The 10,938-nt window shown below is 64.2% G+C and carries 12 protein-coding genes; 6 read left to right on the top strand and 6 right to left on the bottom strand.

The genetic code is table 11. From position 1 onward, the window contains the following. Positions 1 to 773: 773 nt before the first annotated feature. Positions 774 to 1,394, top strand: a complete 621-nt coding sequence (locus tag MLGJGCBP_RS45660; RefSeq protein WP_160098405.1) for an FHA domain-containing protein — start codon at positions 774 to 776, stop codon at positions 1,392 to 1,394. Between the two features lie 933 nt (positions 1,395 to 2,327). Here MLGJGCBP_RS45660 and MLGJGCBP_RS45665 read toward each other — a convergent pair. Further along, complete coding sequence (locus MLGJGCBP_RS45665) at positions 2,328 to 3,287, bottom strand: hypothetical protein (protein ID WP_236581311.1); 960 nt, start codon at positions 3,285 to 3,287, stop codon at positions 2,328 to 2,330. A 209-nt stretch (positions 3,288 to 3,496) separates the two neighbouring features. Here MLGJGCBP_RS45665 and MLGJGCBP_RS45670 point away from each other — a divergent pair, with 209 nt between their 5' ends. Together MLGJGCBP_RS45670 and MLGJGCBP_RS45675 are read left to right on the top strand one after the other, a co-directional pair. After that, on the top strand, positions 3,497 to 4,561 hold the full coding sequence (locus MLGJGCBP_RS45670) for an ATP-dependent DNA ligase (protein ID WP_160098403.1): 1,065 nt from the start codon (positions 3,497 to 3,499) through the stop codon (positions 4,559 to 4,561). Positions 4,562 to 5,194: 633 nt separating this feature from the next. Beyond that, positions 5,195 to 5,512, top strand: coding sequence for a hypothetical protein (locus MLGJGCBP_RS45675; protein WP_160098401.1), 318 nt, complete (start codon positions 5,195 to 5,197; stop codon positions 5,510 to 5,512). 72 nt (positions 5,513 to 5,584) lie between these two features. Here MLGJGCBP_RS45675 and MLGJGCBP_RS45680 read toward each other — a convergent pair whose 3' ends face one another. Continuing rightward, positions 5,585 to 5,863, bottom strand: coding sequence for a hypothetical protein (locus MLGJGCBP_RS45680; protein ID WP_160098399.1), 279 nt, complete (start codon positions 5,861 to 5,863; stop codon positions 5,585 to 5,587). Between the two features lie 275 nt (positions 5,864 to 6,138). On the opposite strand from MLGJGCBP_RS45680, the gene MLGJGCBP_RS45685 reads away from it, so the two are divergent. Further along, entirely contained in the window at positions 6,139 to 6,459 is a 321-nt protein-coding gene (locus MLGJGCBP_RS45685) for a GmrSD restriction endonuclease domain-containing protein (RefSeq protein ID WP_160098397.1), read from the top strand. Here MLGJGCBP_RS45685 and MLGJGCBP_RS45690 read toward each other — a convergent pair. The 3 genes from MLGJGCBP_RS45690 to MLGJGCBP_RS45700 form a co-directional block, all read right to left on the bottom strand. Beyond that, on the bottom strand, positions 6,432 to 7,007 hold the full coding sequence (locus tag MLGJGCBP_RS45690; RefSeq protein WP_160098395.1) for a hypothetical protein: 576 nt from the start codon (positions 7,005 to 7,007) through the stop codon (positions 6,432 to 6,434). The two genes, MLGJGCBP_RS45685 and MLGJGCBP_RS45690, sit on opposite strands and share 28 nt — an antisense overlap. Before the next feature lie 103 nt (positions 7,008 to 7,110). After that, the gene (locus tag MLGJGCBP_RS45695) at positions 7,111 to 7,581 is read right to left on the bottom strand and encodes a hypothetical protein (RefSeq protein ID WP_160098393.1); all 471 of its coding nucleotides are present in this window, start codon (positions 7,579 to 7,581) and stop codon (positions 7,111 to 7,113) included. A gap of 6 nt (positions 7,582 to 7,587) precedes the next feature. Beyond that, a complete protein-coding gene (locus MLGJGCBP_RS45700) occupies positions 7,588 to 8,220 on the bottom strand; it encodes a hypothetical protein (protein ID WP_160098391.1) in 633 nt (210 codons plus the stop codon). Between the two features lie 156 nt (positions 8,221 to 8,376). Between MLGJGCBP_RS45700 and MLGJGCBP_RS45705 the strand changes: the two genes are divergently transcribed. Then, positions 8,377 to 9,084 carry a competence protein CoiA family protein gene (locus MLGJGCBP_RS45705; protein WP_160098389.1) on the top strand — a complete coding sequence of 236 codons (708 nt, stop codon included), beginning with the start codon at positions 8,377 to 8,379 and terminating at the stop codon, positions 9,082 to 9,084. 154 nt (positions 9,085 to 9,238) lie between these two features. Here the strand turns inward: MLGJGCBP_RS45705 and MLGJGCBP_RS45710 are convergent, their stop codons facing one another. After that, positions 9,239 to 9,817, bottom strand: coding sequence for a helix-turn-helix domain-containing protein (locus MLGJGCBP_RS45710; protein ID WP_201453179.1), 579 nt, complete (start codon positions 9,815 to 9,817; stop codon positions 9,239 to 9,241). Between the two features lie 414 nt (positions 9,818 to 10,231). Between MLGJGCBP_RS45710 and MLGJGCBP_RS45715 the strand changes: the two genes are divergently transcribed. Beyond that, complete coding sequence (locus MLGJGCBP_RS45715) at positions 10,232 to 10,597, top strand: hypothetical protein (RefSeq protein WP_160098387.1); 366 nt, start codon at positions 10,232 to 10,234, stop codon at positions 10,595 to 10,597. Positions 10,598 to 10,938 lie beyond the last annotated feature (341 nt).

Here is a 10,938-nt window from a genome sequence, read left to right on the forward strand (position 1 = left end):
GCGCAGGCGGTACCTCCAGAATCGGGTCGTCGCAGATCGGAGGGCACCCCTCAGGCGCAGGCGGTACCTCCAGAATCGGGTCGTCGCAGATCGGAGGGCACCCCTCAGGCGCAGGCGGTACCTCCAGAATCCCCGGATCGGAACAGCTCACCCCTCCGGGGACACAGATCGGCTGTTGATGGTCGGCAGCAGGGTACGGTGCCGGGTCGAGACTCTCCCCCAACCCTGGGACAGGAAGCTGGGGCATCGTCGGCCACGGCGCGACGGGTTGTTGCCGCACAACATCGGCGGCCACCGAGTGTGGCACCGCGACCGCAAGCGGGGGCCCCGAGAGAAACCCGAAAAACCCGAGAGCGCACACGACCACAAGGGTGGACATCACCATGACCGCCCGCCGCCAGCGGGTAGGTCGGGGCATCTGCCCCACCCCCTCGGGTGCGCGTTCGGTACTTTCAGTCTGCGCCGGTGCTGCGCGCTGGGGCAATACCCGACGCGCACCGAGTTCCTGGCGGACGTGGCGGGTGTGGTGACGGGTTCGCGGCATGGCATCTTCTCGGGTCGAAGTGGTCGACCTTCAGTGTGATGCGCTGGCCGCGGACGAATCATCACCCGCCGGGTGGACCCTTATCACCCCTCGTCGGAAATCGGCACGCCGGTTCGGGTGGGAACCGCACCGCCGACCATGGTGCCGCGCCGACCTGCGGAATTAGACTGGCAACAGGGCGAAGCCTCCGACCGAAAGTCGTGTGCCCGAAATTGCGGGGAGGACGGCTATGAACGCACTGAGCGAACCGACTCTCTGCTATCTCGATGGCGGATACGGCACCCGCGAATTCGTGCTGTCCGTGGACGCACCACGGATCACCGTGGGCCGCTCGGAGAAGGCCGATATCGCGTTGCCCTCGGATCCGAACGTGTCGCGGCTGCACGCCACCATCGAATGGATCGGATCCTACTGGACGGTGACCGACGACGGACTTTCCCGCAACGGCACCTTCGTCAACGGCGACCGCCTCAGTGGGCGCCGACGACTCCACGCCGGTGACGTCATCCGAATCGGATCCTCGTCACTGACCTTCCGCACCTTCATTGCGGCCAGCGGGGAGATGACCGGCACCGCCGACGCCCTGCCCACCCGCGCCGCTCTGACCCCGGCGCAATTCGCGGTCCTGGTGGAGCTGTGCCGGCCCTACAAGAACGACGCAGCCTATGCCCATCCCGCCTCGAACCAGGAGATCGCCGACCACCTCTTCTTGACGGTCGACACGATCAAATGCCATCTCCGCGTTCTCTTCTCGAAGTTCGGTCTCGAGGATCTGCCGAACAACCAGAAGCGCATGCAACTCGTCGCCCGCGCCCGACACAGTGGCATCATCACCACCAGCGATCTGTGAATCCGAGAAAAATCCCTCGACCTTCCGGCTCTCCGGCTCTCCCCGCTCCGTCCGGGGCCGTCACCAATCGGTGCACCGGGAGCCGCGCCGCAGCACCACTAAATGCTGAGGTTGCGGTAGTACGCGCCGAAAACAGGCGCTATAACTGGGTACGCTCTCCGAGGTGGGGATTCGGGGTTCTCGCTGGAGGTGCTGATCAACGAGAACCGACTGCACCTGCTCGGCCTATGGCCCAGGCGTCCACCCCTGGCCCTGTACACACAAGATCGGAATGCCTTCCGGCGTTTGTGAGGCCCTGTCGGTCGAGGGGTCGCATGGTTCGCCAATGTTGTGGACACCGACGATGTCGGCGATGACCCACTCTCCGTCCGGGTAGTAGTCGCGGGAGTAGACGCAGACGATGTCCTCGCCGGTGTTCACGTCGACTCCGACCCGATTTCCTGAGCACCGCTGACCTGTTGCTCCAGGGATGGGTTCGGGCTGAGCTACATCAGAGACGTATGCGACCGTTACGCCGCTGCTGATGGCTGCCGGTGGAGTGGCTGACGCGATGCCGGACCCGAAGGCAATCAGGGGCACGATCGCGGTCGATGCAACGGACGCCGCGCGCAAAAATCTGTTATTCATTGTGTCACTTACTAGTTCATGTACCGGCCTGAGTGCCGAGCGCTGTGGTGGACTTGTTGTGATAACTATTTGCGGGGTATCTCCCGCTCTGTGTACACAATTCTCATCCCTGATACCCGGCGAAACCATCCTCACCAGGGTGGACACGCATCACCCCGGATGATCCTTCTGACGGGCAGCCCGGATTGCCGGAGCCAATACTCAAGTTTCGTGCCAGGAATGCCCGAGGTCAGCGACGGGTTTTCCCGACTCTTTTCCGGGGCGTCGTCGTATCCCCCGCTGACTGTGCAGCGGTGCGGCGTTGGTTCAGGTGCCGGCGCCACGGCCACCTGGTTGCCGCCGTAGTTCCTCGATCGTCTGCTCGGCGGCGCGCAGGGCGGTGGTCAGCGCGTCGACACGGTCGGCGGCCGATTGCCGGACCTCGGCCAGTTGTGCGGCGTGATCGGCGCGCACCTGATCGCGGTCCGCGCGGGACTCGGTGCGCAGGTCGGCGAGTTCCCCGCGAAGACGGTCCACGTCCTCGCGGCTTTCCTGCACGGCGGCTTGCGCTGCAGCGGTCTGCGTCTCGGCGCGGGTCTGGGCGAGCTGAGCCTGGGCCTCGGCGGAAGCGATCCTCTCGTCGGCGTCGGCCTGGATGCGCTCGAGTTCCGCACGTGCCTCACGTTCACGGTTCGCCGCGTTCTCCACGGCGGCAGCGGCCTTGGTCTGGGTCCGCGCCAGTTCCGCGTACGCGTCCTCCGCGGCCGCGTCGGCCTCCTCCCGCGCCTGCTGATGTTCCCGCGCCCGGGCCTCGGCGTCACGGCGGCGCCGTTCCTCCTCGCCCCGCAACCGTTCCGCTTCGGATACTTTCGCGAGCGCCTCGGCGTGGGCCTGATCGACCTCGGCGGCGGCCGCCTCGACATCGGTCACCGAGGCGATCGTCTCGGTCATGGTCGCGAGGAAACCGCGGAGCTCCGCGAGACGGTGGGGCAGCCCCTCGAGCTGCACACCGAGGGTGGCCCGTGCCATCGACACCGGTGCCGTCACCCCACCCTCATCTCCTGCGGCCCCCGGTGGCCCGGCCTGCCCCGTACCGACGGTCGCGAGGCGTCGGCGCTCCTTCCACGCGTTGCCCTTGTTGTGCACCGGGCCACCGGGATCGGCCTGTCCGCAGTACTTCGACGGCCGTCCCGTCTTCGGATCGTCAAGCTTGGGTCGGCTGCACCCACCGGGGAACTCGCACATCCCCCGGCGGTCGCCCCGGGCTTCGATGTCGTTGGTCGTCACCGTACCGATTCTACGGGTTTAGTCGCTTTCGTGTCTTTAGTTTAGTTCAGTTACGTCTCTTTCGTTACCTAAGCGTACGAAAGATACTTAAGGGGCGCACTGAGACCGTGAATGGTCCCGTGTCGGTTCCCCATCTGCTCCACCCACCTCGACGCCACCTCTCAGGACGATGGCGCAGGTCAGGGCACAATCACAGGCTGATCGCGCCGATGCTCGCGACGGCCGGCACGCCCCCGGACGATGACCGTCCGTGGAGCTTCGAAATGACGTACGACGGGTGCCAGTTGCTGGCCTCCGGCGGCGGCGGCCGCGAGCCGGAGCTGTGGACCCGCAATCTCAACATCGTGACCGCCTCCTACCCGGAGGTCGCCGAGGCCCTGTCGACGACCTTCGGCGCCGGCGGGCGCATCGTCCTCGACGGGGGGATCGTGGCCATGGACCGCGGCCGGCCTTCGGGACTCTTGCAGCGCAGACTCTGCGTGGCCCATGCGACGAAACCGCTGCAACGGCGGATCCCTGTGACGTACCTACCTTTTGACGCACTGGTCCGAAACGGCGTAGAACTTCTGCGAGCGCCTTACCTGGACCGGCGGGCGGAGCTGGCCGAACTGGGATCGATCATCGGGAAGATCGGCGGCCTACCGATCACCGTGCCCCCGCACTGGGAATCCCAGACGGGTCGCGTCATGCTGAACGCGGCCCGCTCGGCCCAGATGGAGGGAATCGTCGCAAAGCGCTCGAACTCGCTTTACCTTCCGGGACAACGGAATCGATCGTGGATCAAGACCGCGATCCGGACAAGGGGAACCGTGCTCGCGATCGGGTTCGTCGGCAGCAGCCGGTCGGTGGCCGCACTGGTTCTCGGCGCCTCCACCGCCGACGGACGGCTCAAGCAGGTCGGGCACGTCAGTAGCGGCCTGAGCGGCCTCGGGCTCCACGCCCCGCGGATCATCATTGGCGCCGCGGCCGTTCAGTGGTCTACCCATCCCTACCTCCCATGTCCGTCCTCGAGCTGTCCCGCTGCGGTCACCGCGTCCGGGGGCAGGCGACAACCTGCTCGGTGCCCCACGCGACGCTTGCCCGGATCGCACACGTTCCAACCCGATCACTGGACCGCGCTGTCGCACCCCGCAGGACGGCTGGGGTGCAGACCAGCACCGGCAGCGACGATGCGCCCCGGCCAGCCTCCCGCGCCTCCACGCAAGGACCGCCGCGAATCGGCGCTGATAACCTGCACACCCGGGCACACCGCGACACGATCCCGCAGCTGGTGAGCCTTACCAGCAGGTACCGCCGACACCAGCGGAGCCTAGGAGTGAAGCGATTTCTCGCGGGTATCCCTCAGGAACACTGCGCGCGGGGTCGACGGCCTCGCACACAGTGCAGACTCTCGCGCCGGCTCCCCCTCCCGACCCGAGAGCCGCTCGTCATCCGCGAGCCCCCGGTGACCGACCCTCACCCGGGTTCCGCGGGTGGCCCCGGAAACAGGAAGACCCGAGGGTGCCACCCCCTCCCGTCCGCTCGGCAACGACTGGCTACGTGCCGCGGAGTCACTGATGTCGCCCGTCGCGCGACGACACCGAAAAGGAAGCAGTCGAAGCTATCTTCCCTGCCGAATAAAGCCCTCTCCCTACCCTCAATCACGCCGGAATTCACTTCTTCTGATCAGATACACATTTTCTTCTTTTGATCAGTCGTCCAATTGAAATGAAATGGACTTTCGTTCAAATGGAGATCGAGTTCAATTCCAGCATTTATGAAACGTAAGGCGCTCCTCCGTGCGATACGTAGGTAAGCGGGATCGGTGATCTCGTGAATGAGCCGAACGGGTTCGTGACGGCGACCGCCTGTTCACCACCCTCCCGTTCGCTACAGGAGTCGGGACTCTCAAGGATGAGGTGAGCACGATGAAGAGGAAGATCGCAGTGCGCACGGCCATCGCGTCGGCCGTCATTGCTCCCGCGATCGCGCTCGGGACGGGTACCGCAACTGCGGTGCCGGCACTGAGCGTCGGAGCAACCGGTTCAGGTGAAGTCACTGTCACCGTGCCGGCCGGGGAAAGCTGGACCTGCTTCGGATTCGACTCGGGGTTCAATTTCAAGACGGGCGCCTTCGCCGCAGGTGTAGGCAAGCTGAGCGGCTTCACGAAAGCGTCGAACGTGACCGTCTTCTGCTTCGGTAACCAGGCACCGTTCTTCTTCAGCGGGAGCGTGACTGTGAAATGACCTGACCAACGCAACCAGAGAACGCGTTCCAGCTCAACATCGACACCGAAAGACACCGCCCTCGGCTGGCCCTCAGCCATTTGGGCTTGCCCCCGGCCCGGATTTCCGTGTGCCGGGATCGACGGTGAGGTCAGCGGTATCGGCGAAGACCAGGCGGCCATCGTCGAGGGCGACAGCCCACCGGTGTACTGGCGCCCAGTCGTGCCCGCGTTCGTCCGTATCGGTCAGTTCGGCGTAGTCCGCGACGACTTCACCGGTCACCGCCGGTTTCGTCCGCCGGCGTACCTGGACCCGGGCGGCCACGGCCACCGCGGGGAGCTCAGGCTTCTCCGTGCTCTTCCTCTCAGCCATTCGTCCTCACCTTCCACTCGGCTGCAGATCCGGAGCATAAGCATGACGGACGTCGTAGCCACTGGTTACCGCCACGTTGACACGCCCGGAACAGGGTCCAGAAGCCTGCGTTGCGCATGGCGCATTCGACTTCCACTGCTCTCGATCGTCCCGTGCACAGTCCCGCCGGTCGGCGGGCGTATACCGCGAACAATGGACGACTTGATGACGAGGAGGGAGACGACTGATGCAGAAACTGACGGCGCAGAAGCACCCGCTGAGGATCATTTTCTCAAGTGACTTCGAGTTCAAGATTCCCGAATACCATCGGCCGTCTCGGGAAGGAGACACTCGATCGCGGTGATAGTGAGCCGTACTTCCTCGGCTCGCCTGTCCTTGTCGAGCAGGACGACGCATCTTTTGACGTGATCGATGGTCAGCAGCGCCTATCTACGCTCACCTTGCTCTTCTCGGCCCTCAGAGACCTCGTAGAGGTGAGACGAGTTCGCTCGGAACCTCCAGTGCTAGGGTGCTGGACCCCGGCAACGAGCTCGACGGCATTCCGTCACGCCCGCGACTCCCCGCTAGGTCAGAATTCGATGATGGTGTCCATATAGTTCTGCGAATCGGTGTGGAAGTAGAAAGATCCCTGCGGCTGTTGGGTTTTTGCAACAATCCATCCCCGTTGCGTTGACCCGTGGCGGATGGACTCAAGTTGGGGCTGGTTCTCAGCCAGACAGTCATAGGTTGCCACGTTCGAGGCCGAAGTCGCCTGTGTTCCATCCGGGAGGATTTCGGTCAGTTCCAGCGACCCTGCTGTCATGTAACTGGTGCCTGGATCGAGATCGACGGTGAACTCCAACGCTTGATAATGGGTTCCGTCGGCTCCGCATCTCAGGCCGGTTTCCACTGATTGAAGAGTGATTGTTCCCCGTGTGCTGCCGAGGCTGATACCGGTGCTGTCGCCCGGCTTGAGAATTCGGGACTCCTCCGGGACAGGGGCTGCGCTGTCCGTCAAAGGCACCACCTCGGTGCCCTGGACAAGTTCGGACTCATCACCGGACGAACCGCAGGCCCCGAGGGTTACAGCGCTCATCAACACGACGGCAAAGCGGTAGCTCCTTCGCATTCCAGGACTATATGTGACAATCGGTGCGTACTCCATTGCAGATCCACTCCGACTTCGTCAACTGACCTGTCGATATGTGCGTCTTCCGAAAACGCAACCGACACATGTATATCGAACGAATGACAGACCCGAGACCCGGTCAGTAGTTTAGTACGGAGCCGTCGCCGGTTCCTGCGATGTCGTCGAGGCCATGCCAACTCCTGGGATACCCCAGTTCCTTCGTCAATTCGTGTCGGATAGTTTGAGCCTCAGTACCTTCGAACCAGCGCTTCGATGAGATCGTGAGCCCCGTTCGCGTCTCGATGTGGTCGACGACGATCAGGTTGGAGAAGAGTACGGACGTGTCGTGGTCGACCCAGATTTTGCCCGTGGGGGTGGCGTCTTGGGTCGCCTGCTCCCAACACAGAAACACCCGGGGCCGGGTACTGAGGTAGGTCAGGATCCAATCGCCTTTTCTGTAGTGGCGGTCGACATCCCAGCCTTGGAAAACTTGTTGCTCGCGTGGAGTCCTGATGTCCTCGAGCGCCTCCCACCATGAGGTCCCGGAGCAAATGAACAGACGTTGATCAACTCTGAGCTCGGGCAGCGATGTATCCGGATCGGTCAGCACGCTCGCTCACCTGCCTGACTGTGCGCTCATGTAGTTCCAGATCGCGGCATCGAGTGCGCCGGGGCTGCAGCTCAGCTCGGCCGCGGCCGCGCGCACGACCGCTGCAACCTGGTCGTATGACTTGACCCGTGAGCCGGCGCCGCGCACGAAGGCGGCGATGTGTTGATCTACTGCTATGTGTTTGTTTGATCCGGTCAGGATCGCGATGTAGTCCAGTGTCTTCGGTCCGACGTGTTTGACGCATCGCAGCGCTCTCCGGGTCTCCTGCTCCTGGACGGGCTCGCGGAAGCGGGCGGAGAGCTCGTCGACGGTGTCGATGCCGAGGTCTTCCATCACGGAGACCAGGTCGTAGATCTTCGTGATCTTCGGCGAGCTGCTTCGCCATCTGAGGTACGTCGGCAGATCCTCTGAGTCCAGGCGTGCCCGAAAACCCGCGGTTGTTCTCGCATCAGGCCACTCGTCGTAGACCCTGCGGGCACGGGGCCGGACGGTGGTCGTGTAGCGAGTACGCGGCTGAAGGGCGGCGTCGGTGATGAGCGCACCCATGTGGTCCCACTTGCGTTCGTCCTCGTTCGGTTCGAGTCCCGCCTCGTCCACGAGTTTCAGGACCATGGCCACGTCCTGGCTTTCAGGGGTCATGAACAGATCATCGTCCCGTGGTGCGACAGGGTTACTGACTGCATCGCCGCAGGCCTGAGAGGGAATGCGAACCACCACACGTCCTTCGGCGTTGCGGCCGGACAATACTATTCGCAAAGGTATGCGGGACTGTCCGAGAAAGGCGCATCTACCGAAGTGCGTTATGCAATCGACCTGACCCATGAGGGCCTCATCGCCGCAGTCGATGCGGCACGACGTCCCGGATACCTGTGCCCGTGTTGTTGCGGGCAGGTGCACCTGCGGAGTGGCATGGAGAAGATCGCCCACTTTGCGCACAACCCGGGCGAAGGCACTTCTCTCTGCGAGGAATACCATCCGGGATCTAGCAACTACGGCTATCCCGGAGATCCGTTAGCCGACGGCGGTGTGCCTCTCTACCTGCATCTCGATCCCGACGGTGGGCAGTGGACTCTGTTCATCGAACTCGATCCGCTGTTCTCGAACGAAAGCAGGCGGTCCATGCCGTCACTTCTCGCATTCGACGGAGTCGAACTTCACCGCCCAGGATCTCGCCCTCGCAGAGTGCCGGCTGTCTCACTGTGGCCGGGTTCCGGACGCAGCGCCATGACGGTGACACCGTCACGGCAACGCAGCAAGCTGCGAACGATCAGCCGCTGGGTAACCGGGACCCCCTTGGAACGATGGCGGAGGCAACTCGCGGGGATCGCACCGCACGGCGTCCTGTTCGTTCCCTACCGCGGCGGCACCTTCCGCCGCTACGACTGGTCGACGCCCGTCTACTGGGGCGACCGTGTCATCGTCGTCGGATCCGCACGCTCGGCACCGCCGGCTGCGTTGAACCCCGTGCCACTCCCTGCCGTACCGAATGTTGCCCGTCACTGAAGATGCAGATGATCGCGTCGCTGTAAATGCAGACGGCTTCGGACTGTTTTCGAGGTTTTCGTCGGCATGGTGACGGCGTCGTCGTCACGTTGAAGGCGCGGTCTGCATATTGACGGCTGGATGCGGGCATGCGGATACCCCGCGGAACCGGTTTTCAGCCGCCGCGGGGTGGTGCGAGGAGACGTCCACGGGTGTACATCCCCATCAGAGTCCATGGCGGGTCCTCGAACCCGAACCGTTCACGGGCGTGGAACGCCGCGGCGGCCAGCATTGTCAGTGTGTGATGCAGCGGATTGCGGGTGTTGCGGATGCGACTGAACGCGTCGGCCGCGTACGTGGCGAGGCGCTCACAGCCTTGGGTGTACATCCAGTGCAGGTGCTCGGGCGGGACTCGACGCAACCACCGGCGCACTGTCGATACAGGCCGGTCCAGACGTTCCGCGATGCGCCGGTACCCGAGCCCATTGGCCTTGTGCACCAATGCCGTTCCGATCACTTCGGTGGTGTCGGCACGGCGCACCTGCAGGGCGGTCGGCAACAGCACCTGAGTCTTGCTGCAGCCGGCGCAACGAACACGGGCGGGTCGCACGGTCACCCTGTCGGCGCCGAGCCCGCGCACCGTACGGGTACGGCCGAATCCCCATTTGCGCAGTCCGCCGCCGCATGCCGGGCACGCCATCGCACCCGAGGCCAGGTGCTCGGCGGCGCCCTCGGCGGACAGGATCACGATCACAGGCGGCGGCTCCACTCATAGCTGTTCAGTCTTGACTAGCACACGCCCGCCGCGCCAGGGGCCACCTGGTGTTGAACGGAGGGGCTTTCACCGCCGCCGTCACCCATCGATGCCAATGAACGACCGCACCGTCACTCTGCCGACCAACGATCCCGCGTCATCGACGTCATCTCGGGCACCGCCATCGTCGGCACGTTGGTGATGCAGACGAACGGCCCTCGACCCGGCCACTCATCCGCATAGGGAGTGACGATCACGGGCCCAGTGGTCGTCATTCGAAGCGACGCTCAACAACAGGGCGGTCAGCACCAGGCGGGTTGAGGAACACGCAATCGCCTGGCACGGTCCTATTTTCTGACCGAACTTCCCCGTCCCCACTGTCCCGGACAGCTTTCCGGGAGGACACTACGGAACATGCGGAGCGTGTTCGCGCACCAAGCCATTCTCGTCATGACACCCGAGGCCGATATCGACGCCCCCGGCGCCGCGGTCACGTCCGCGTTATGCACGCACTGGGGTCGTCAGCGGCCCTGCTCGCTGGCCCCCCACCACACCCACGCGAACCGTGACGGCATGGAGGTCCAGATCCGGGTCGTGTTCGCCGTCGACCCGGCCCACGAATGCGCCGTCCGGTGCCGCATCGAGCGAGCGCTGGCCACCGGCCAGCTGTGCGGGCCAGGCACCGCCAACACCCAATTGCAACTGCGCAGCTGCGCCCCCGCCGCCCCGACCGCGGAAGAAGCCGCGCAGGTCACCAGCCAGTTTCATCACACAGGATGAGTCACCCGGCGCCCGCCCCGTTGAGGATGAATGCTGTCCGACACAATCCGGGGTTCGCGAAACTTCAGAGCATGACAGCGGCCGACTCGCACTGTGCTGGTCACCGAGACCGTGATGTGCTCGCCCTCGCCGACGTTCCGCCCGGTCGAAGCCCTAGCGAAGGTCGGACCAGAAGGCTGCGGGTTTACGATCGCCGGGGTTCTGGATCGGCAGGGTTACCAGTAGAACGCCGGTATTGCATTAGATGACCGATCATCACAGCTGTGTTGCCGAGTTGGTGTGACAGGATCACCGATCCGCCAGGCCCTCGTCCGTCAGTACGCCACGACACCCAGAACCAG

The sequence above is a fragment of the Rhodococcus sp. T7 genome (genome assembly GCF_009872365.1).
Taxonomy (GTDB): domain Bacteria; phylum Actinomycetota; class Actinomycetes; order Mycobacteriales; family Mycobacteriaceae; genus Rhodococcus_F.

Coding starts and splice junctions, on each gene's coding strand:
- MLGJGCBP_RS45660 (WP_160098405.1), top strand. CDS start 774: ATGAACGCACTGAGCGAACCGACTCTCTGCTATCTCGATGGCGGATAC.
- MLGJGCBP_RS45670 (WP_160098403.1), top strand. CDS start 3,497: ATGCTCGCGACGGCCGGCACGCCCCCGGACGATGACCGTCCGTGGAGC.
- MLGJGCBP_RS45675 (WP_160098401.1), top strand. CDS start 5,195: ATGAAGAGGAAGATCGCAGTGCGCACGGCCATCGCGTCGGCCGTCATT.
- MLGJGCBP_RS45680 (WP_160098399.1), bottom strand. CDS start 5,863: ATGGCTGAGAGGAAGAGCACGGAGAAGCCTGAGCTCCCCGCGGTGGCC.
- MLGJGCBP_RS45690 (WP_160098395.1), bottom strand. CDS start 7,007: ATGGAGTACGCACCGATTGTCACATATAGTCCTGGAATGCGAAGGAGC.
- MLGJGCBP_RS45700 (WP_160098391.1), bottom strand. CDS start 8,220: ATGACCCCTGAAAGCCAGGACGTGGCCATGGTCCTGAAACTCGTGGAC.
- MLGJGCBP_RS45715 (WP_160098387.1), top strand. CDS start 10,232: ATGCGGAGCGTGTTCGCGCACCAAGCCATTCTCGTCATGACACCCGAG.